The organism is Pseudomonas sp. B611 (assembly GCF_055407965.1).
The window spans coordinates 45,399-65,358 of sequence record NZ_JBUZST010000009.1 but is presented as its reverse complement, the minus strand read 5'-3'; the positions used below and the strand labels follow the sequence as shown (position 1 = coordinate 65,358).

Sequence of the window (19,960 nt, the reverse complement as noted above, 5' to 3'; positions counted from 1 at the left end):
GCCACGCCCGCTGACAACGGGCCAACGAAGAACTTTGAACCATGGCCACTATCCACGTAGACGGCAAAGCGCTCGAAGTCGATGGGGCAGACAACCTGTTACAGGCATGTCTGTCACTCGGCCTCGACATCCCGTATTTCTGCTGGCACCCCGCGCTTGGTAGCGTCGGTGCCTGTCGCCAGTGTGCGGTCAAGCAATACACCGACGAAAACGACACCCGTGGTCGTATCGTCATGTCGTGCATGACCCCAGCCACCGACAACACCTGGATCTCCATCGAAGATGAAGAATCCAAGGCGTTCCGCGCCAGTGTCGTTGAGTGGCTGATGACCAACCACCCCCACGACTGCCCGGTCTGTGAGGAAGGCGGTCACTGCCACCTGCAAGACATGACGGTGATGACCGGCCACAACGAGCGCCGTTATCGCTTCACCAAGCGTACCCACCAGAACCAGGACCTCGGCCCGTTCATTTCCCACGAAATGAACCGCTGCATCGCCTGCTATCGCTGCGTGCGCTTCTATAAAGACTACGCCGGCGGCACTGACCTCGGTGTGTTCGGCGCCCACGACAACGTGTACTTCGGTCGCGTTGAAGACGGCGTGCTCGAAAGCGAGTTCTCCGGCAACCTCACCGAGGTCTGCCCGACCGGTGTGTTCACCGACAAGACTCACTCCGAGCGCTACAACCGCAAGTGGGACATGCAGTTCGCCCCGAGCATCTGCCATGGCTGCTCCAGCGGTTGCAACATCTCCCCGGGCGAGCGCTACGGCGAACTGCGTCGTATCGAAAACCGCTTCAACGGTTCGGTCAACCAGTACTTCCTGTGCGACCGTGGCCGTTTCGGCTATGGCTACGTCAACCGCGAAGACCGCCCGCGCCAGCCATTGCTGGCCGGTGGCGCCAAGCTGAGCCTGGACGACGCGCTGGATAAAGCCGCCGACCTGCTGCGCGGCCGCAACATCGTCGGTATCGGCTCGCCGCGCGCCAGCCTCGAAAGCAACTTCGCCTTGCGTGAACTGGTCGGTGCCGAGCACTTCTACAGCGGTATCGAAGCCGCTGAGCTGGAGCGCATCCGCCTGGTCCTGCAAGTGCTGAACGACAGCCCGCTGCCCGTGCCGAACATGCGCGACATCGAAGACCACGACGCCATTTTCGTCCTCGGTGAAGACCTGACCCAGACCGCTGCCCGCGTCGCCCTGTCCCTGCGCCAATCGGTGAAAGGCAAGGCCGAAGAAATGGCCGACGCCATGCGCGTACAGCCATGGCTCGACGCCGCGGTGAAAAACATCGGCCAGCACGCGCTGAACCCGCTGTTTATTGCAAGCATCGCTGAGACCAAGCTCGACGACATCGCCGAAGAATGCGTACACGCAGCCCCGGACGACCTGGCCCGCATCGGTTTCGCCGTTGCCCACGCCCTCGACGCCAGCGCCCCTGCCGTCGAAGGCCTGGACAGCGAAGCCGTGGCCCTGGCCCAGCGTATCGCCGACGCCCTGCTGGCGGCCAAGCGCCCATTGATCATTGCCGGTACCTCGTTGGGTTCCAAGGCGCTGATCGAAGCCGCTGCCAACATCGCCAAAGCCTTGAAGCTGCGCGACAAGAACGGCTCCATCAGCCTGGTGGTGCCGGAAGCCAACAGCCTTGGCCTGGCCATGCTCGGTGGCGAGTCCCTGGACGCGGCCCTGCAAGCGGTGATCGACGGCAATGCCGACGCCATCGTGGTGCTGGAAAACGACCTGTACACCCGCACCGATGCCGCCAAGGTTGACGCTGCACTGGACGCTGCCAAGGTCCTGATCGTCGCCGACCACCAGAAGACCGCTACCAGCGAACGTGCCGACCTGGTGCTGCCAGCCGCCACCTTCGCCGAAGGCGACGGTACCCTGGTCAGCCAGGAAGGCCGCGCCCAGCGCTTCTTCCAGGTGTTCGATCCGAAGTACATGGACGCCAGCATCCTGGTTCACGAAGGCTGGCGCTGGCTGCACGCCCTGCGCGCCACCCTGCTGAACCAGCCGATCGACTGGACCCAGCTCGACCACGTGACCGCGGCCACCGCTGCCAGCACGCCGCAACTGGCCCGCATCATCGATGCTGCGCCGTCTGCCGCGTTCCGCATCAAGGGCATGAAACTGGCCCGTGAACCGCTTCGCTACTCCGGTCGTACCGCCATGCGCGCCAATATCAGCGTGCACGAACCGCGTACCCCACAAGACCCGGACACCGCGTTCGCCTTCTCCATGGAAGGTTACTCGGGTTCCGCCGAACCCCGTCAGCAGGTGCCGTTCGCCTGGTCGCCGGGCTGGAACTCGCCGCAGGCCTGGAACAAGTTCCAGGACGAAGTCGGTGGTCATATCCGCGCTGGCGACCCGGGCACCCGCCTGATCGAAAGCACCGGTGATGCGCTGAACTGGTTCGCCGCCGTACCGCGTCCGTTCAACCCGGCCCAGGGCACCTGGCAGGTTGTGCCGTTCTTCCACCTGTTCGGCAGCGAAGAGAATTCTTCCAAGGCCGCGCCGGTGCAAGAGCGCATTCCAGCGGCCTACGTGTCTGTAGCCAAGTCCGAAGCTGACCGCCTGGGCGTCAACGACGGTGCCCTGCTCAGCCTGAACGTGGCCGGCCAGACCCTGCGTCTGCCGCTGCGCATCAACGAAGAGTTGGGTGCAGGCCTGGTTGCACTGCCTAAAGGCATCGCCGGCATCCCCGCGGCGATCTTTGGCAAAACCGTTGACGGTCTGCAGGAGGCAGCGCAATGACTTGGTTCACGCCGGAAGTAATTGACGTGATCATCTCGGTGGTCAAGGCCATCGTGATCCTGCTGGCCGTGGTCGTTGCGGGCGCCCTGCTCAGCTTCGTCGAACGTCGCCTGCTGGGCTGGTGGCAGGACCGTTACGGTCCGAACCGCGTTGGCCCGTTCGGCATGTTCCAGATCGCCGCCGACATGCTGAAAATGTTCTTCAAGGAAGACTGGACCCCGCCATTTGCCGATAAGGTGATCTTCACCCTGGCACCGGTCGTGGCCATGAGCGCCTTGCTGATCGCCTTCGCGATCATCCCGATCACCCCGACCTGGGGCGTGGCGGACCTGAACATCGGCTTGCTGTTCTTCTTCGCCATGGCCGGTTTGTCGGTCTACGCGGTGCTGTTCGCCGGTTGGGCCAGTAACAACAAGTTCGCCCTGCTGGGCAGCTTGCGGGCTTCGGCCCAGACCGTGTCCTACGAAGTGTTCATGGGCCTCGCGCTGATGGGCATCGTGGTGCAGGTTGGCTCGTTCAACATGCGCGACATCGTCGAGTACCAGGCGCAGAACCTGTGGTTCATCATTCCGCAGTTCTTCGGCTTCTGTACCTTCTTCATCGCTGGCGTCGCCGTGACTCACCGTCACCCGTTCGACCAACCGGAAGCGGAACAGGAACTGGCCGACGGTTACCACATTGAATATGCCGGCATGAAATGGGGCATGTTCTTCGTTGGTGAATACATCGGCATCATCTTGATCTCGGCCCTGCTGGTCACGCTGTTCTTCGGCGGCTGGCACGGTCCGTTCGGCATCCTGCCGCAGTTGGCGTTCTTCTGGTTCTTCCTCAAGACCGCGTTCTTCATCATGTTGTTCATCCTGCTGCGCGCTTCCATTCCGCGTCCACGATACGACCAGGTGATGGATTTCAGCTGGCGCTTCTGCCTGCCGCTGACCCTGATCAATTTGCTGGTGACGGCTGCCGTTGTGTTGTTGAACACGCCAGCCGGCGCGGTTCAGTGAGGATTTGACCCATGTTCAAATATATTGGCGACATCGTTAAGGGTACTGGTACCCAGTTGCGAAGCCTGGTGATGGTTTTCGGCCATGGCTTCCGCAAACGCGACACCCTGCAATACCCGGAAGAAGCGGTGTACCTGCCGCCGCGTTATCGCGGCCGTATCGTGCTGACCCGCGACCCCGATGGCGAAGAGCGTTGCGTAGCCTGCAACCTGTGCGCCGTGGCGTGCCCGGTGGGTTGCATCTCCCTGCAGAAAGCTGAAACCGAAGACGGTCGCTGGTACCCGGACTTCTTCCGCATCAACTTCTCGCGCTGCATTTTCTGCGGCCTCTGCGAGGAAGCTTGCCCGACCACCGCGATCCAGCTCACCCCGGATTTCGAGATGGCCGAGTTCAAACGTCAGGACCTGGTGTACGAGAAAGAAGATCTGCTGATCTCTGGTCCCGGTAAAAACCCTGATTACAACTTCTATCGTGTTGCAGGTATGGCCGTTGCCGGTAAGCCGAAAGGCGCCGCACAAAACGAAGCCGAGCCGATCAACGTGAAGAGCTTGCTGCCTTAAGGAAGAAAGATGGAATTCGCTTTCTATTTCGCGTCCGGTATTGCAGTGGTGTCCACGCTTCGCGTGATCACCAACACCAATCCTGTGCACGCCCTGCTCTACCTGATCATTTCGTTGATCGCCGTGGCCATGACCTTTTTCAGCCTCGGCGCACCGTTCGCCGGTGTCCTGGAAGTGATCGCCTACGCTGGCGCCATCATGGTGCTGTTCGTGTTTGTGGTGATGATGCTCAACCTGGGGCCGGCTTCGGTCGCCCAGGAGCGCGTCTGGCTCAAGCCCGGCATCTGGCTCGGCCCGGTGATCCTGGCGGCCCTGCTGCTGGGTGAACTGCTGTATGTGCTGTTCGCTCACCAAAGCGGCCAGGCCATCGGCCACACCACCGTAGACGCCAAGGCCGTGGGCATCAGCCTGTTCGGTCCGTACCTGCTGGTGGTCGAACTGGCTTCGATGCTGCTGCTCGCTGCAGCCATCACCGCCTTCCACTTGGGCCGCAACGAAGCCAAGGAGCAATGACGATGCCTGCTATTCCTTTGGAGCATGGTCTGGCGGTCGCCGGCATCCTGTTCTGCCTTGGCCTGGTCGGCCTGATGGTCCGCCGTAACATTCTGTTCGTGTTGATGAGCCTGGAAATCATGATGAACGCCGCCGCACTCGCGTTCATCGTTGCCGGCGCACGTTGGGGCCAGCCGGATGGACAAGTCATGTTCATCCTGGTGATCAGCCTGGCAGCCGCCGAGGCCAGTATTGGCCTGGCGATCCTGCTGCAACTGTATCGTCGCTTCCACACGCTTGATATCGACGCTGCCAGTGAGATGCGCGGATGAACATGATCTTTCTGACTTTCGTATTCCCCCTGATCGGTTTCCTGCTGCTGTCGTTCTCTCGCGGGCGCTGGTCGGAAAACCTGTCTGCCCTGGTGGGTGTGGGTTCCATTGGCCTGTCGGCCATCGTGACCGCCTACGTCATCTGGCAATTCAACGTGGCGCCGCCGGAAGGTGGCCACTACACCCTGGTGCTGTGGCAGTGGATGTCGGTGGAGGGCTTCAAGCCCAACTTCGCTCTCTACGTCGACGGCCTGTCGATCACCATGCTCGGCGTGGTGGTGGGTGTGGGCTTCCTGATCCACCTCTTCGCGTCCTGGTACATGCGCGGTGAAGCCGGTTACTCGCGCTTCTTCTCGTACACCAACCTGTTTATCGCCAGCATGCTGTTCCTGGTACTGGGCGATAACCTGTTGTTCCTGTACTTCGGCTGGGAAGGCGTGGGCCTGTGCTCGTACCTGTTGATCGGTTTCTACTACAGCAACCGCAACAACGGTAACGCGGCACTCAAGGCCTTTATCGTCACCCGTATCGGCGACGTGTTCATGGCCATCGGCCTGTTCATCCTGTTCCAGCAAGTGGGCACGCTGAACATCCAGGAACTGCTGGTGCTGGCACCGCAGAAATTCCAGGTCGGCGACTTCTGGATCACCCTGGCGACCCTGATGCTGCTGGGTGGCGCCGTGGGTAAATCCGCGCAACTGCCGCTGCAAACCTGGCTGGCGGATGCGATGGCCGGTCCTACCCCTGTTTCCGCACTGATCCACGCGGCAACCATGGTAACTGCCGGTGTCTACCTGATCGCCCGTACCCACGGCCTGTTCACCCTGGCGCCGGACATCCTGCACCTGGTCGGCGTCGTTGGCGGCGTGACCCTGGTCCTGGCCGGCTTCGCCGCGCTGGTACAGACCGACATCAAGCGTATCCTCGCCTACTCGACCATGAGCCAGATCGGCTACATGTTCCTGGCCCTGGGCGTTGGTGCCTGGGACGCGGCGATCTTCCACCTGATGACCCACGCCTTCTTCAAGGCCCTGCTGTTCCTCGCTTCCGGTGCGGTGATCGTTGCCTGCCACCACGAGCAGAACATCTTCAAGATGGGCGGCCTGTGGAAGAAACTGCCACTGGCCTACGCCAGCTTCATCGTCGGTGGTGCCGCCCTGGCCGCCCTGCCGTTGGTGACCGCCGGTTTCTACTCGAAGGACGAAATCCTCTGGGAAGCCTTTGCCAGCGGTAACCAGAACCTGCTGTACGCAGGCCTGGTGGGTGCGTTCATGACCTCGCTGTACACCTTCCGCCTGATCTTCATCACCTTCCACGGTGAAGCCAAGACCGAAGCGCACGCAGGCCACGGCATCTCCCACTGGCTGCCCTTGTCGGTGCTGATCATCCTGTCGACCTTCGTCGGCGCACTGATCACCCCGCCACTGGCCGGTGTATTGCCAGAAAGCGCCGGCCATGCCGGTGGCGCTGCCAAGCACAGCCTGGAAATCGCCTCGGGCGCCATCGCCATCGCCGGTATCCTGCTGGCCGCGCTGCTGTTCCTCGGCAAGCGTCGCTTCGTGACCGCCGTGGCCAACAGTGGCATTGGCCGCTTCCTGTCAACCTGGTGGTTCGCTGCCTGGGGCTTCGACTGGATCTACGACAAACTCTTCGTCAAGCCTTACCTGGCCATCAGCCATGTACTGCGCAAAGACCCGCTCGACCAGACCATCGGTTTGATCCCGCGCGCCGCCAAGGCCGGTCACACCGCCCTGAGCCGCAGCGAGACTGGCCAGTTGCGTTGGTACGCTGCTTCCATGGCTGCCGGTGCGGTACTGGTGATCGGCGCCATCGTCGTGGTAGCGGTCTGACTATGAACTTTGCCAACTTTGCGAACTTGCGAAAGGAAACGAGCCTGTCATGATTCTGCCCTGGCTAATCCTGATCCCCTTCATCGGCGGCCTGCTCTGCTGGATGGGTGAACGCTTCGGCGCCACCCTCCCCCGCTGGATTGCGTTGCTGACCATGTCCCTGGAACTCGCGCTCGGCCTCTGGCTGTGGGCCCATGGCGACTATTCATTTGCTCCGGCACCGGGTGTCGATCCAACGTTCGCGCTTGAATTCAAGCACGTGTGGATCCAGCGCTTCGGCATCAACGTGCACCTGGCCCTCGACGGCCTGTCGCTGTTGATGATCCTGCTGACCGGCCTGCTGGGTATCCTCTCGGTACTCTGCTCCTGGAAAGAGATCCAGCGTCACGTGGGCTTCTTCCACCTGAACCTGATGTGGATCCTGGGCGGTGTCGTCGGCGTGTTCCTCGCCCTCGACCTGTTCATGTTCTTCTTCTTCTGGGAAATGATGCTGGTGCCGATGTACTTCCTCATCGCGCTCTGGGGTCACAGTTCTTCGGACGGCAAGAAAACCCGGATCTACGCAGCGACCAAGTTCTTCATCTTCACCCAGGCTTCCGGCCTGATCATGTTGGTGGCGATCCTGGGTCTGGTACTGGTCAACTTCAACACCACCGGCGTGATTACGTTCAACTACGCCGACCTGTTGAAAACCAAGATGTCCCTGACCACCGAGTACATCCTGATGCTGGGCTTCTTCATCGCGTTCGCGGTGAAGCTGCCGGTGGTGCCGTTCCACTCCTGGTTGCCTGATGCGCATGCCCAGGCGCCGACCGCGGGTTCCGTGGACCTGGCCGGTATCTTGCTGAAAACCGCCGCCTACGGCCTGCTGCGTTTCGCCCTGCCGCTGTTCCCGAATGCCTCGGCCGAGTTCGCGCCGATCGCCATGACCCTGGGTCTGATCGGGATCTTCTACGGTGCGTTCCTGGCCTTCGCACAAACCGACATCAAGCGTCTGATTGCCTTCTCGTCCGTTTCCCACATGGGCTTCGTACTGATCGGCATCTACTCCGGCAGCCAACTGGCGCTGCAAGGTGCAGTGATCCAGATGTTGGCCCACGGTGTTTCCGCCGCTGCCCTGTTTATCCTGAGTGGGCAGCTGTACGAGCGCCTGCACACCCGTGACATGCGTGAAATGGGTGGCGTGTGGTCGCGCATCGCGTACCTGCCGGCGATCAGCCTGTTCTTCGCCGCCGCGTCCCTGGGCTTGCCGGGTACCGGCAACTTCATCGGCGAGTTCCTGATCCTGATGGGTGCCTTCGTGCAGACGCCATGGATCAGTGCCATTGCGACGTCCGGCCTGGTGTTCGGTTCGGTCTACTCGTTGATCATGATCCACCGCGCCTACTTCGGCCCGGCCAAGTCCGACACCGTCCTGCAAGGGATGGATGCTCGCGAACTGATCATGGTGTTCGGCCTTGCGGTATTGCTGATCTACATCGGCGTGTACCCGCAACCGTTCCTGGACACTTCTGCCGCGACGATGCATGGCGTGCAGCAGTGGTTCGGCACCGCCTTCTCTCAACTCGCTTCGGCCCGGTAAGAGCGCTATGGAATTCACGATCCAACACTTTATCGCGCTTGCGCCGCTGCTGATTACCAGCCTCACCGTTGTTGCGGTGATGCTGGCCATCGCCTGGCGCCGCAATCACTCGCAAACGTTCCTGCTGTCCTGCGCCGGTCTCAACCTGGCCTTGCTGTCCATCATCCCGGCCCTCAAGGTCGCGCCACTGGCGGTCACGCCTTTGATGATGGTCGATGACTTTGCCCTGCTGTACATCGCGCTGATCCTGGTTGCCACACTGGCCTGCGTCACCCTCGCCCACGCCTACCTCGGCGAAGGCGGCACCGGCTACCCAGGCAACCGCGAAGAGCTGTACCTGCTGATCCTGCTGGCTGCGGCCGGTGGCATCGTGCTGGTCAGCGCACAGCACCTGGCGGGCCTGTTCATCGGCCTGGAACTGCTGTCGATCCCGACCTACGGCCTGGTGGCCTACGCGTTCTTCAACAAGCGCTCCCTGGAAGCCGGCATCAAGTACATGGTGCTGTCGGCTGCCGGTTCTGCGTTCCTGTTGTTCGGTATGGCCCTGCTCTACGCCGAAGCCGGCAGCCTGAGCTTCACCGGTATCGGCCACGCCCTGGCCGCCACCGGCATGCCTGCGCCGATTGCCCAACTGGGCCTGGCGATGATGCTGATCGGCCTGGCGTTCAAGCTGTCGCTGGTGCCGTTCCACTTGTGGACCCCGGACGTGTACGAAGGCGCCCCGGCGCCGGTGGCCGCGTTCCTGGCAACCGCGTCGAAAGTGGCTGTGTTTGCGGTGATGGTGCGTCTGTTCCAGATCTCCCCTGCTGCCAACACCGGCGTGCTCAGCGACGTACTGACCGTGATCGCCATCGCGTCGATCCTGTTCGGTAACCTGCTGGCCCTGACCCAGAACAACCTCAAGCGTCTGCTGGGTTACTCCTCCATCGCACACTTCGGCTACCTGCTGATCGCCCTGGTGGCGAGCAAAGGCCTGGCCGTGGAAGCCATGGGCGTGTACCTGGTCACCTACGTGATCACAAGCCTCGGTGCATTCGGCGTGATCACGCTGATGTCCTCGCCGTTCAAAGGCCGTGACGCCGATGCCCTGTACGAATACCGTGGCCTGTTCTGGCGCCGTCCGTACCTGACCGCCGTACTCACCGTGATGATGCTGTCCCTGGCCGGCATTCCGCTGACTGCGGGCTTTATCGGCAAGTTCTACATCGTGGCTACCGGTGTTGAAGCCCACGAATGGTGGTTGGTTGCCTCCCTCGTGCTGGGCAGCGCCATCGGCGTGTTCTACTACCTGCGCGTGATGGTGACCCTGTACCTGATCGAGCCAAACCTGCGCCGTGTGGATGCCGAGCTGCATTGGGAACAGAAGGCAGGCGGCGTGATGCTGCTGGCCATCGCCCTGCTCGCGTTCTTCCTGGGCGTATACCCACAACCGTTGCTCACCCTGGTGCAGCATGCGGTGCTGGGCGTTTGATCGCTTAAGTCAATGCGGTAAACAAAACGGCGCCTTCGGGCGCCGTTTTGCGTTTCTAAGCTAAGTGTTTTTGCCCTCCTCCACTTGCTGAAAATTCCTCTTCTCCCTGCATGCTTCGTCCGGCATCTAGCCGCTGAAGCCCGCCGTATGGTGTCTGCGTTTTAGGAAAGTTCCCACAGCAGGGTCACTTGACCCACAGCGAGTGGGCCAGCAAACTCTACGCAGGCTACGTACAGAACATGGATGCTCTATTTATCGAACTGCCGGCCTTCGAGCGGCATCGCAAGGACTATCTGAGTGACGAGCTTTTCCAGGGTTTTCAACAGGAGTTGATGCGAAACCCGCAGGCAGGAGACGTGATCGAGGGGACAGGAGGACTACGCAAGGTACGATTCATTGATGAGCGACGAAACAAGGGCAAACGCGGTGGGCTGCGCGTCATTTACTACTGGTGGTCGGGCGGCACGCAATTCTGGCTGTTCACCCTGTACGGCAAACACGAACAGGACGACCTGGCGCCGCAGCACAAGAAGGCCCTAAAACACATGCTGGACAGGGAAATCAAAGCGAGAGTAAATCATGAAACGTGACATTTTTTCCGAACTGGTCGAAGGCTTCGACGCACTGGCAAACGAACGCCAAGGCAAAGTCACCCTACGGACCCACAAGGTCCATCTCAATAAATTGGCACCGCTGAGCGCAGAAGAAGTGGTCGCGGTACGCCAACAGCTCAACCTATCCCGCTCGGTATTTGCCATGTATCTGCGCACCAACACCCGCACGCTGGAGAACTGGGAGCAAGGCCGGGCCAAACCCAATGCCCAGGCAGTGACCTTGATCCGCCTGGTGGAGCGTTTTCCGGAAACCGTGGCGCAACTTGCTGCATTGAGCTAACACCACTTACGAGTGTATGGGCTTGCCCGCGAATGCGGTGGTTCAGTGCCAGATGTGGTGACTGATACGCCGCTATCGCGGGCAAGCCCGCTCCCACAGGGGATCGGGTTCACATCACCCAACTGTGGGAGCTGGCTTGCCTGCGATTGCAGTAGATCAGTTGCATTGGTGCTGTCGTCAGAACGCGATTCCGACCTTCACCCCATACTCATCCCGCTTGAGCCTGGTGTTATCCGCCACCTCCGAGTCTTCATCCAGCTTGTACTCGGTACGGGTGTAATACAGGCCCGCGACCACCGGCAAGTCGCCCTTCTGGTTCATCAGCAGGCTGACTTCGGCGTAGGGGTTGGTGCGGTCCTTGAGGTCCACGGTGTCGCTGCCCAGGCCGTCGACCTTGATCTTGGCGCGGCCGTCCAGGGTGCGGCGGGCGCCGGCTTCGACACGCAGGGTCATGTCATCGAACTGGTGGTTGTAGCCAAGCGCCGCCTTGGCGAACGGCGACTTGCTGGTGAGCTCCAGGTCTTCATTGTTGGAGTCCAGCTCGTAGCGGGTCCAGCTATAGCCGCCGCCGGCGATCACATCGACCGAGTTGCGCGCATCCAGCGCGGCACGCCAGCCGAGGTCCAGGTCGGCCTGGCCGTCCTTGAGTTTGTTGTCGCTCTTTTTGCCGTACTTGGCGGTAACGCCCGCCTGGTAGATAAAGCCGGACTCAGCGGTGAGTTTGTTGCCGAAGGTATAGAACAGGCCCGCTTCGGGCATGTTGTCCTTGTCACTTTGGCTGCCGCCTTCGAGCTTGAAGTCGTTGTAGGCACCCAGGATACCGAAGGTGGAAATCGGCCCTGTCGGCGGTGCGGCGAACACCATGGCAGGCGCTGCGACTAGCGCAAATACCGAGGTGTTCTTGAGGAATTTTCCGAATAGCTTGGACATCGTTTTACAGCTCCTTGTCTGGTGAGCAAATTACTCCGGAACCGCTTCGAGCCTAAATGTAGGAAAAAGGTTCGCATTCATTTGCGCAGACAAAGAGATAAAACGGTTCAGCGATGGCTCTATCTCGATATGTCTAGATAGACGCCAGTATTAGGCCATCGATTTTTTCAACAAGCTGGCCATCTGCCGGTAAGCGAATCCCAAAGGTTTCCCTGAGCAGCGCCAGGAGTTCATCAGCCTGTTTAATCGTGTGTTTCTCGCTGGGCCGATCCAGGTAGTGGACTGCGTAGTGGGCGTTGTTCAACGTGTAGCGCTTGCCCGGCGCCAACCGCGCCACTTTCAACTGGCCAACAAACGGCGACTCGGGATGCGTGGACACGTACCAGTTGCCGATTTCGTAATCGATATCCGCCTGCACCTGTAGGTCAAACACATACAGCCCGCGCCATTCCCCGGCGACTTCAGCCCACAACGTGTAGCTGCCGTCCGCATTGTGCGTCAGGCGATAGGGCTCGTGAGCCGTAGCCTGTAGCGCTTCGCTGTCCAACTGCAACGGGCTGCTGGGCACCATGCCGCCAAAGCCGACGTCGGTGATGTAGCGCACCCCGTCCAGGGTCACCAGGCTCAAGCGATGGGTGCGCGCCGTGCGTGCATCCGCCGGCCCGCCCATGACCACGCGGCCAGTAATGCCGCGCGCGTCAAAACCCAGTTCCTGCAACAGGGCCAGGAACATCTGGTTCAGCTCATAGCAATAACCCCCTCGACCATCGAGCAGCACTTTGCGCTCGACACTGGCCAGGTCGATGGGCACCGGCAGGCGCAGCAAGGTGGACAGGCTTTCAAAGGCAAAGGTGCACACATGGCGCAGTTGCAGGTCGCGCAGGGTTTGCAGGGTGGGTGCAGGCGGCGTGTCGTAGCCCAGGCGTTGCAAGTAAAGCTGGCGATGGGTCAGGTCGGGCATGGCGCAATCCTTGGGCGCAATCGTTGGGCAAAGTGCAGAGGCGACACTATGCCGCGCCGACGTGCAGATTGTCATTTTGAATGAACCTTTTTGAACGCCGCCCTATCCATTTATAACAACACAGGGAGGCAACATGAGTAGCGCAAAAATCTACACCATCAACTACCAACTACACGGTCAACCCAAGTCCTTTGTGGTACGCGCCGAGGTGATGAACAACGCCGAGGCCTGGCACTGGGCGGCAATGGATGCCGACATTGCCCACGTGAGCCGCATCGGCCGCGTCGGTCATGAGCAAGTGAAAAAGACCACCCGGCCCTGGGCGGAGAAATTCGGCGTTACCGAAGTGACGTGGACCGCGCCCAAGTAACTAAAAGCCCCGCCTAAGCGGGGCTCTCTATGTGCGATGTGCGAAGATGCGCGCCTACGCCACTGGAGACCGCCCCGGATGTTCGAGCTCAAACCCTGCGACCCTGTCACCTTCCGCCGCCAAACCCGCCGCAGCACGCTGATCGTGGCGGTGCTGTTCCTCGCGCTGGCGATGTTGCTGTCGAGCCTGGCGGTGATGCTGTTCGGCGAGCCGGGCGCTGACAACTTCCGCTTCAACGTCGGCGGCGTATTTGCCGGCGTGCTGATCACCCTGGCCCTGGTACGCGGCCCGCTCTGGACCCAGCCGTGGCTGGCGCCCGCGGTGTATGGCTGGCAGCTCAAGCGCAGCCTGATGAGCGTGACCAATGTGATGCACAAGGTCACCGAGGGCGTGCAGGCCAACGACCCGACGGCAATCAAGCTGCTGCGTTTCTACCACTTGGGGCTGACGCAGATGCATGCCCTGGACGCCAACTCCAGCGCCCAGGCGCAGCTCCTGAGCGAGGTCGAGGCGCACAAGGCGAAAATGCAGGCGCTGGGCATCGAGACCGAACAAACACGCCTTGATCCTGCGTGGCTGGAACAACTGCGCGGTTAGGCGACCCGACCGGCGCGCCAGCAGAACAGCGCACTCACTGCAATCGCCGCGCCGGCCAAACCAAACACCAGCGGCGCCGACGCCACCGGCAGCAACAACCCCGCCAACAACGGGCCAAGGCCCGCGCCGATATCACGCCACACCGCATTCGAGGCCAGCGCCGACACCCGCATCGCACCGGGGTTGCGTTCGGCCACCAGGGTAGTCACCAGCGGCAGTTGCAGCGCGCGCAACACCAGCACCGCCGCCGCGCCGACGATCACCCAGTAGCTGGCAAACGCCGTCAGGGCCAGCGCACTCATGAACGAGAACAACAGCAACATCGAGGTCGCGCCGAAGCGCTGGGCCGCGCGCCCACCCAAGGGGCTCAGGAGCATTTCCGAGACATAGCGCAGCGCCATCAACCCGCCGGCGATCAACACCGCATCGCCACCCAGGATCTTCTGCGCCTGGATCGACAGGCCAAAGATAAACAACCCATCCAACGCCACGCCTTCGATAAACGACCACATAGCCACGCTGTCGGGCCACTTGAAGCGGCGCCCGCTGCTGTGCAGATCATGGCCCGCGACGGGCAAACCACGCGCCACCCACAGGCCCACCAGGCAGCAACCGGCGAGGATCAGAAAGATCGGCCGCGGCCCGGCCCATAACGTCAGCCAACCACCCAGCGGCAACGCGAGCATCGGCCCGAGGGCGATCACGGCCCGTGAACGTCCGGCCCGGCGTGCCGCACCTGCAGGTTCCGACGTCGCCAGCACCTGGGTCGAGAGGTTCAACGCGGCAAAACACAGGCCCCAGACCAACCGCAACCCCAGCAACGCGGCAAAGCCCGACAACATCGAGTTGCCCAAGGCACACAGCATCGCGGCGCCGGCGGCGATCATGCAGGTCAGGCGGTCGCCGTTGCGCGCGTAGAAATTCAACACATGCCGGTAGCCGAAAATCCGCACCAGGCGGTTGGCCGCCAGCAATACCCCGGCCTGGGCGAGCGTGATGCCGAAGGCCTGGGACTCCATCGGCAGCAGCAGGTACAGCAGCACATCGCTGGGCAGGCATAAAGCCAGGGTCAGCGCAGCGCGGCGGGATTGGGTGTCAGCAGTGCGTTGGGCCAGGGCGGTCATAAATCTGAAACATCCCGAAATATTCAGGTCGCCACGGTAGCCTTCCCCCCGCGTGTTTTACAACGGCCTAGCGGGCTTTTTTCCATAGGGCAGCAGACGCAACACGCTGGCCACCGCGCCCACCAACGCAAACACGCAGCCCAGCCACAACGCCGTTTGCGGGCCGCTGTCGACGAACAGGTGGAAACACAGCGCCACCAACGACGCCCCCAGCGTCTGCCCCAGCAACCGCGAAATTGCCACGATGCCACTGGCCCCACCGCTACGGGCGAGTGGCGCGCTGGTCATGATGGCCTTGAGGTTGGGCGACTGGAAGAAACCAAAACCGGCCCCACACAGGGCCATGCGCCAGCCAATATCCCAGGCCGACGCCTCGTTGCCCAGGCTGGCCAGCGCCGCCATGCCCAGGCTGAGCATCAACAGGCCGATGCCGCACAGCGCCCCCAGCGACACGCGGTCCGCCAGGCGCCCCGCCACCAGCGCCATCACCGCCACCACGGCCGGCCACGGCGTCATCAGAAAACCGGTTTCCACCTGGCTATGGCCCAGCACCGCCTGCAACAGGAACGGCAGCGACACAAACGCCAGGCCCTGGGCGCTGAAGGCGCAAATCGCGGTGAGGGACGACAAGGCAAACACCGGCCGCTTGAACAGGTCCACCGCCAGCATCGGCGCCGGGTGACCCGCCTGCCGGCGCAGCAGCAAGGCGCCGCACACCAACGCCACCGCGATCAACCCCAAGGTCAGCGCGCCCTGGGCACCCTGCACCGCCGTACCCAGGCCCAACACCAGCAGGGCGAATAACCCGGCACACAGCAAGGCCGCCAGCCGGTCAAACGCGTGCCCGGTCATTGGCAGGGTCGGCAACGAGCGCAAGCCCAACGCCAGGGCCAACAACCCCAGTGGCACATTGATCAGGTACAGCCAGTGCCAGGTGGTGACCGCCAGGATCGCCGACGCCGCCGTCGGCCCAAGGGTAAACGCCAACCCCACCACCAGCGAGTTATAGCCCAGGCCACGCCCCAGCATGCGGGACGGATAGATATGCCGCAGCAACGCAGCGTTCACGCTCATGATCGCCGCCGCCCCGAGCCCCTGCACGACCCGCGCGGCGGTGAGGGTTTCCAGTGAACCCGCCAGCCCGCAGAACAGCGACGAGACGATAAACAGCAGCAACCCGCCGAGGTACACGCGGCGATGCCCCAACACCTCGCTCAGCGACGCAAAGGGCAGCACCGTGGCAATGATCGCCAGTTGATAGGCGTTGACCACCCAGATCACCGAGGCCGAGTCCGTGCCAATGCCCTCGGCCAGGGTCGGCAACGCCGTGTTGACGATTGCCGTGTCCAGGGTCGCCATGCCGATCCCCAGGGAGAGCGCGATCACGGCCGGCAGGCGTTTATTGAGGGGCAGCCCATCGGCAACTGAAGACATGAACAATCCGCACGGGTGACAAAGGCGTCTAGAGTACGGGCAGCGGCAATTTTTTTCAGCGGCTGATTGGCCAACTGTCAATATCTTCATGTCCAATGCCGACGTTTACGCCTCAATCAGAGGGCTCCTACAGTCTTGCGCAGCATTGTTTGCAACCTTGGCACTTCTCTGTTCCAACCACTCCGAGAAGCCAATCGATGGACAGCGCCCACCAACCCGTCCCACCCACCTTGATGAATGACCGCCGCAACTTTCTACGACTGGCCACCGCCGGCGCCGGAGCACTGCTCCTGGCGGGTGCATTGCCGCCAGCGCTGGCACATGAAGTGGCTGCTCCACCGGCTGTTACAAACCCACAACAAGCCCTGGAGCGGCTGCAGGAAGGCAACCGTCGATACGCCGCGGATGTCACAAAGCGCCGCGGCCTGATGGATGAGCGCGCGGCGCTGGTCAACGGCCAGCGTCCGTTCGCAGCGGTACTGGCCTGCGCCGACTCAAGGATTGCCCCTGAGTACATGTTTGACACGGGCCTGGGCGAACTTTTTTCAGTCCGCGTCGCGGGCAACTTCGTCACCAATGACGGGCTCGCCAGCCTCGAATACGCCGCCGCGGTGCTGAACACCCCGCTGATCCTGGTACTGGGGCATGACAGCTGTGGCGCCGTCGCGGCCGGCGTCAAGGCGGTCACAGACAACGCCACGTTTCCCGGCAAGATCCAGGGCCTGGCAAATGCGTTCAAACCCTCGGTGAACAAGGTATTGAAAGCACCCGGCAATCTCCTCGACAACGCGATTGCGCAAAATGTCCGGGACACCGTGGCGCGGCTCAAGCGCGAGTCCAGCCTGCTGACCGAGGCACTGGCCAAAGGCCAATTGAACATCGTCGGCGGCATTTACCGCCTACACAGTGGCGAGGTTGAATGGCTCGCTTAGATCAGCGCGTCAGCACACTCAGCTCCAGGCGCCCGTCCTTGACCGGTGGGCACCAGTAGTAGCCTCCCGTCAACGGCGTGCTGATACGATACAAACCATCAACAATCCCATCCTCCAGCCCACTCATCCTTCGCAGTTGCGCTTCAAACGCATCAAAGGAATGGCCAAACGCCAGGAACATCAGACCCGCCTGGCCGTTCTCGGCCCATGGCATCGAGCGGCGTACCACGAAGGCTTCCGGGGTGAAGCTTTCCTGGGCGGTGCGTTTGACGTGGGCGGATTCCGGGGCGTCGTCGAGTTCTTCGTTGTCGCCATGGCGACGGCCGATGATGTGGTCGCGCTCCTGCGCCGGTAACGCGGCAAAGCCGTCGAGGTCGTGCTGCCATTGCTGGATCGCGGCGAAACTGGCGCCGCTGTCGGTCAGGGCGGCTTCGACGGCTGCGTCGTCGTGCGGGTTTTCGGTGCCGTCTTCGTAGTCGGTGAGGTCGAAGCCGGTCTTGTAGCGGAAGCCTTCGGTCATCTGCACCAGGCTGAACGCCGGGGCCAGGGCCTTTTCAAAGGCGCGGCTGCGCAACAGCAGTTCGCCACGGTCGACGCCGTGCAACCACACCCACAGCGCCTGTTGAGTGGACGGGTTGTGCGCGCCCGGGCCGCTGACAGTGGGGAAACTGCGCAAGCCATCAATCTGAGCGTCCAGTGCATTGACCAGCGGTTCACCAACACCAACCACCACCAGCGCATCCGTCAACTGCACCAGCGCATCAAGCGCAGCGGGCACGGCGGCCAGGGAATCCACGGCAAAAAACAGATGGCGTGCCTGCAACGGCACCGGTGCGGCAAGAATGCCCGGCTGGTACTGACTCATGTGAACTCCTTCAAGAAAGCCGCGCAGTTTACCCGCAGGCGTACAAGAAAGCGCGCAAGCCTTGCCATAGAGCCCTGTGTTGGGTGACTCTCTAGTCATGTTTTGCAACTATTCCAGGGGTAGCGACATGACCACCAGCAACCTGCTCGACGAGCTGTTTCCCGCCACCGCCAACGATATTCCCGAGCAATACCGCCTGGCCGCGCCCACTGAACAGCGTGATTACCTGGTCGATGGCCAGTTGCAGGTCTGGAACGGCCCATTGGCCCAAGTGCAAAGCCCGGTGCAGCTCGGTGAAAAACGCGTGCATATCGGCAGCACGCCGCTGCTGGATGCCGACACCGCCCTCACCGCCCTCGACGCCGCCGTGCGCGCCTACAACCGCGGCCAAGGCGAGTGGCCAACGATGCGCGTGGTAGAACGTATTCAGCACGTCGAAGCCTTTTTGCGCCGCATGCGGGAACAGCGCGACGCCGTGGTCAAGCTGCTGATGTGGGAAATCGGCAAGAACCTCAAGGACTCGCAGAAAGAGTTCGACCGCACCTGCGACTACATCACCGACACCATCAACGCCCTCAAGGAACTCGACCGACGCTCCAGTCGCTTCGAGCTGGAGCAAGACACCCTCGGCCAGATCCGCCGCGTCCCCCTGGGCGTGGCGTTGTGCATGGGCCCCTACAACTATCCGCTGAACGAAACCTTCACCACGCTGATCCCGGCGCTGATCATGGGCAACACGGTGGTGTTCAAACCCGCCAAGCTCGGCGTGCTGTTGATCCGCCCCTTGCTGGAAGCATTCCGTGACAGCTTCCCGGCCGGGGTGATCAACGTGATCTACGGCAGCGGCCGTGAGACAGTCAGCGCGCTGATGGCCAGCGGCAAGATCGACATCTTTGCGTTTATCGGCACCAACAAGGCCGCCAGCGACTTGAAGAAGCTGCACCCAAAACCACACCGTTTGCGCGCCGCCCTGGGCCTGGATGCAAAAAACCCGGGCATCGTGTTACCCGAGGTGGACCTGGACAACGCCGTGAGCGAAGCCGTCACCGGCTCGCTGTCGTTCAACGGCCAACGCTGCACCGCGTTGAAAATCCTCTTTGTGCATGAAGACGTGGTTGATAGCTTCATCGAGAAGTTCAACCAGAAACTGACCACCCTCAAACCCGGCATGCCGTGGGAAGACGGCGTGTCGCTGACGCCGCTGCCGGAAGCCGGCAAGGTCGACTACCTCAACGGCCTGGTGGCCGATGCCGCGCAACACGGCGCCCAGGTGGTGAACGCCCATGGCGGCGAAAGCCGCGGTTCGTTCTTCTACCCGGCGGTGCTGTACCCGGTGAACCCGCAGATGCGCGTATACCACGAAGAACAGTTCGGCCCGGTGGTGCCGATCGTGCCTTACCGTGATCTGGAGACCGTGATCGACTACGTGCTGGATTCGGATTTCGGCCAGCAACTGAGCATCTTCGGCACCAACCCCGAAGCCGTCGGCAAGCTGGTGGACACCTTCGCCAACCAGGTCGGCCGCATCAATATCAACGCCCAGTGCCAGCGCGGGCCGGACACGTTCCCCTTCAACGGGCGCAAAAACTCGGCCGAGGGCACACTGTCGGTGCATGACGCGTTGCGCGTGTTCTCGATCCGCACGCTGGTGGCGACCAAGTTCCAGGAGAGCAACAAGGCGTTGGTCAGCGATATCCTGAAAAACCGTGACTCCAGCTTCCTGACGACCGACTACATCTTCTAAACACACCGCTGGCCAGTCTTGTGTGAGGGCTGGCTTTTGTGGGAGCTGGCTTGCCTGCGATT

General features: G+C 61.9%; 19 protein-coding genes. 14 read left to right on the top strand and 5 right to left on the bottom strand.

All coding sequences use genetic code 11. From position 1 onward, the window contains the following. Positions 1–41 precede the first annotated feature (41 nt). The 10 genes from nuoG to ACZRMO_RS19250 all read left to right on the top strand — a co-directional run bounded on the left by nuoG (position 42) and on the right by ACZRMO_RS19250 (position 10,941). Complete coding sequence (nuoG, locus tag ACZRMO_RS19295) at positions 42–2,756, top strand: NADH-quinone oxidoreductase subunit NuoG (protein WP_463973892.1); 2,715 nt, start codon at positions 42–44, stop codon at positions 2,754–2,756. Continuing rightward, positions 2,753–3,760: an NADH-quinone oxidoreductase subunit NuoH gene (nuoH, locus tag ACZRMO_RS19290; RefSeq protein ID WP_017737147.1), complete on the top strand. Its 1,008-nt coding sequence runs from the start codon at positions 2,753–2,755 to the stop codon at positions 3,758–3,760. Before nuoG ends, nuoH begins: the two co-directional genes overlap by 4 nt. Before the next feature lie 11 nt (positions 3,761–3,771). Then, a complete protein-coding gene (gene nuoI / locus ACZRMO_RS19285; RefSeq protein WP_003174725.1) occupies positions 3,772–4,320 on the top strand; it encodes an NADH-quinone oxidoreductase subunit NuoI in 549 nt (182 codons plus the stop codon). Positions 4,321–4,329: 9 nt separating this feature from the next. Next, the gene (gene nuoJ, locus ACZRMO_RS19280; protein WP_003219561.1) at positions 4,330–4,833 is read left to right on the top strand and encodes an NADH-quinone oxidoreductase subunit J; all 504 of its coding nucleotides are present in this window, start codon (positions 4,330–4,332) and stop codon (positions 4,831–4,833) included. A 2-nt stretch (positions 4,834–4,835) separates the two neighbouring features. Further along, positions 4,836–5,144, top strand: a complete 309-nt coding sequence (gene nuoK, locus ACZRMO_RS19275) for an NADH-quinone oxidoreductase subunit NuoK (RefSeq protein WP_003174727.1) — start codon at positions 4,836–4,838, stop codon at positions 5,142–5,144. Continuing rightward, on the top strand, positions 5,141–6,994 hold the full coding sequence (gene nuoL / locus ACZRMO_RS19270) for an NADH-quinone oxidoreductase subunit L (protein ID WP_463973891.1): 1,854 nt from the start codon (positions 5,141–5,143) through the stop codon (positions 6,992–6,994). Before nuoK ends, nuoL begins: the two co-directional genes overlap by 4 nt. A gap of 49 nt (positions 6,995–7,043) precedes the next feature. Next, positions 7,044–8,576: an NADH-quinone oxidoreductase subunit M gene (nuoM, locus tag ACZRMO_RS19265; RefSeq protein WP_463973890.1), complete on the top strand. Its 1,533-nt coding sequence runs from the start codon at positions 7,044–7,046 to the stop codon at positions 8,574–8,576. 7 nt (positions 8,577–8,583) lie between these two features. Next, positions 8,584–10,047 carry an NADH-quinone oxidoreductase subunit NuoN gene (nuoN, locus tag ACZRMO_RS19260; protein ID WP_017737144.1) on the top strand — a complete coding sequence of 488 codons (1,464 nt, stop codon included), beginning with the start codon at positions 8,584–8,586 and terminating at the stop codon, positions 10,045–10,047. Positions 10,048–10,286: 239 nt separating this feature from the next. After that, complete coding sequence (locus ACZRMO_RS19255) at positions 10,287–10,637, top strand: toxin (protein ID WP_463973974.1); 351 nt, start codon at positions 10,287–10,289, stop codon at positions 10,635–10,637. Next, complete coding sequence (locus ACZRMO_RS19250; protein WP_463973889.1) at positions 10,627–10,941, top strand: helix-turn-helix domain-containing protein; 315 nt, start codon at positions 10,627–10,629, stop codon at positions 10,939–10,941. The genes ACZRMO_RS19255 and ACZRMO_RS19250 overlap by 11 nt, the downstream gene beginning before the upstream one ends. 177 nt (positions 10,942–11,118) lie before the next feature. Here ACZRMO_RS19250 and ACZRMO_RS19245 read toward each other — a convergent pair whose 3' ends face one another. Next, on the bottom strand, positions 11,119–11,871 hold the full coding sequence (locus ACZRMO_RS19245) for an outer membrane beta-barrel protein (protein WP_463973888.1): 753 nt from the start codon (positions 11,869–11,871) through the stop codon (positions 11,119–11,121). 133 nt (positions 11,872–12,004) lie between these two features. Continuing rightward, positions 12,005–12,832: an arylamine N-acetyltransferase family protein gene (locus tag ACZRMO_RS19240; RefSeq protein WP_463973887.1), complete on the bottom strand. Its 828-nt coding sequence runs from the start codon at positions 12,830–12,832 to the stop codon at positions 12,005–12,007. A 133-nt stretch (positions 12,833–12,965) separates the two neighbouring features. On the opposite strand from ACZRMO_RS19240, the gene ACZRMO_RS19235 reads away from it, so the two are divergent. Next, complete coding sequence (locus tag ACZRMO_RS19235) at positions 12,966–13,202, top strand: DUF6555 family protein (protein WP_463973886.1); 237 nt, start codon at positions 12,966–12,968, stop codon at positions 13,200–13,202. A gap of 78 nt (positions 13,203–13,280) precedes the next feature. Next, on the top strand, positions 13,281–13,799 hold the full coding sequence (locus tag ACZRMO_RS19230) for a DUF3087 family protein (RefSeq protein WP_463973885.1): 519 nt from the start codon (positions 13,281–13,283) through the stop codon (positions 13,797–13,799). Here ACZRMO_RS19230 and ACZRMO_RS19225 read toward each other — a convergent pair. Both ACZRMO_RS19225 and ACZRMO_RS19220 read right to left on the bottom strand, forming a co-directional pair. Beyond that, on the bottom strand, positions 13,796–14,923 hold the full coding sequence (locus tag ACZRMO_RS19225) for an MFS transporter (RefSeq protein ID WP_124527864.1): 1,128 nt from the start codon (positions 14,921–14,923) through the stop codon (positions 13,796–13,798). The two genes, ACZRMO_RS19230 and ACZRMO_RS19225, sit on opposite strands and share 4 nt — an antisense overlap. Positions 14,924–14,980: 57 nt before the next feature. Continuing rightward, positions 14,981–16,357, bottom strand: a complete 1,377-nt coding sequence (locus ACZRMO_RS19220; RefSeq protein WP_463973884.1) for an MFS transporter — start codon at positions 16,355–16,357, stop codon at positions 14,981–14,983. A gap of 197 nt (positions 16,358–16,554) precedes the next feature. On the opposite strand from ACZRMO_RS19220, the gene ACZRMO_RS19215 reads away from it, so the two are divergent. Then, the gene (locus ACZRMO_RS19215) at positions 16,555–17,289 is read left to right on the top strand and encodes a carbonic anhydrase (protein WP_463973883.1); all 735 of its coding nucleotides are present in this window, start codon (positions 16,555–16,557) and stop codon (positions 17,287–17,289) included. Position 17,290: 1 nt separating this feature from the next. Here the strand turns inward: ACZRMO_RS19215 and ACZRMO_RS19210 are convergent, their stop codons facing one another. Next, a complete protein-coding gene (locus ACZRMO_RS19210) occupies positions 17,291–18,154 on the bottom strand; it encodes a Dyp-type peroxidase (RefSeq protein WP_463973882.1) in 864 nt (287 codons plus the stop codon). 127 nt (positions 18,155–18,281) lie between these two features. On the opposite strand from ACZRMO_RS19210, the gene ACZRMO_RS19205 reads away from it, so the two are divergent. Beyond that, a complete protein-coding gene (locus ACZRMO_RS19205) occupies positions 18,282–19,898 on the top strand; it encodes an NADP-dependent glyceraldehyde-3-phosphate dehydrogenase (RefSeq protein ID WP_463973881.1) in 1,617 nt (538 codons plus the stop codon). Positions 19,899–19,960: the final 62 nt, after the last annotated feature.

What these genes read in the sequence shown, in the direction of transcription:
- nuoH (WP_017737147.1), top strand. Translation starts at nt 2,753, where the DNA reads ATGACTTGGTTCACGCCGGAAGTAATTGACGTGATCATCTCGGTGGTC.
- ACZRMO_RS19235 (WP_463973886.1), top strand. Translation starts at nt 12,966, where the DNA reads ATGAGTAGCGCAAAAATCTACACCATCAACTACCAACTACACGGTCAA.
- ACZRMO_RS19210 (WP_463973882.1), bottom strand. Translation starts at nt 18,154, where the DNA reads ATGAGTCAGTACCAGCCGGGCATTCTTGCCGCACCGGTGCCGTTGCAG.
- ACZRMO_RS19250 (WP_463973889.1), top strand. Translation starts at nt 10,627, where the DNA reads ATGAAACGTGACATTTTTTCCGAACTGGTCGAAGGCTTCGACGCACTG.
- ACZRMO_RS19215 (WP_463973883.1), top strand. Translation starts at nt 16,555, where the DNA reads ATGGACAGCGCCCACCAACCCGTCCCACCCACCTTGATGAATGACCGC.
- nuoM (WP_463973890.1), top strand. Translation starts at nt 7,044, where the DNA reads ATGATTCTGCCCTGGCTAATCCTGATCCCCTTCATCGGCGGCCTGCTC.
- nuoL (WP_463973891.1), top strand. Translation starts at nt 5,141, where the DNA reads ATGAACATGATCTTTCTGACTTTCGTATTCCCCCTGATCGGTTTCCTG.
- nuoI (WP_003174725.1), top strand. Translation starts at nt 3,772, where the DNA reads ATGTTCAAATATATTGGCGACATCGTTAAGGGTACTGGTACCCAGTTG.
- nuoN (WP_017737144.1), top strand. Translation starts at nt 8,584, where the DNA reads ATGGAATTCACGATCCAACACTTTATCGCGCTTGCGCCGCTGCTGATT.
- nuoK (WP_003174727.1), top strand. Translation starts at nt 4,836, where the DNA reads ATGCCTGCTATTCCTTTGGAGCATGGTCTGGCGGTCGCCGGCATCCTG.
- ACZRMO_RS19230 (WP_463973885.1), top strand. Translation starts at nt 13,281, where the DNA reads ATGTTCGAGCTCAAACCCTGCGACCCTGTCACCTTCCGCCGCCAAACC.
- ACZRMO_RS19205 (WP_463973881.1), top strand. Translation starts at nt 18,282, where the DNA reads ATGACCACCAGCAACCTGCTCGACGAGCTGTTTCCCGCCACCGCCAAC.
- ACZRMO_RS19245 (WP_463973888.1), bottom strand. Translation starts at nt 11,871, where the DNA reads ATGTCCAAGCTATTCGGAAAATTCCTCAAGAACACCTCGGTATTTGCG.
- ACZRMO_RS19240 (WP_463973887.1), bottom strand. Translation starts at nt 12,832, where the DNA reads ATGCCCGACCTGACCCATCGCCAGCTTTACTTGCAACGCCTGGGCTAC.
- ACZRMO_RS19255 (WP_463973974.1), top strand. Translation starts at nt 10,287, where the DNA reads ATGGATGCTCTATTTATCGAACTGCCGGCCTTCGAGCGGCATCGCAAG.
- nuoG (WP_463973892.1), top strand. Translation starts at nt 42, where the DNA reads ATGGCCACTATCCACGTAGACGGCAAAGCGCTCGAAGTCGATGGGGCA.
- ACZRMO_RS19225 (WP_124527864.1), bottom strand. Translation starts at nt 14,923, where the DNA reads ATGACCGCCCTGGCCCAACGCACTGCTGACACCCAATCCCGCCGCGCT.
- ACZRMO_RS19220 (WP_463973884.1), bottom strand. Translation starts at nt 16,357, where the DNA reads ATGTCTTCAGTTGCCGATGGGCTGCCCCTCAATAAACGCCTGCCGGCC.
- nuoJ (WP_003219561.1), top strand. Translation starts at nt 4,330, where the DNA reads ATGGAATTCGCTTTCTATTTCGCGTCCGGTATTGCAGTGGTGTCCACG.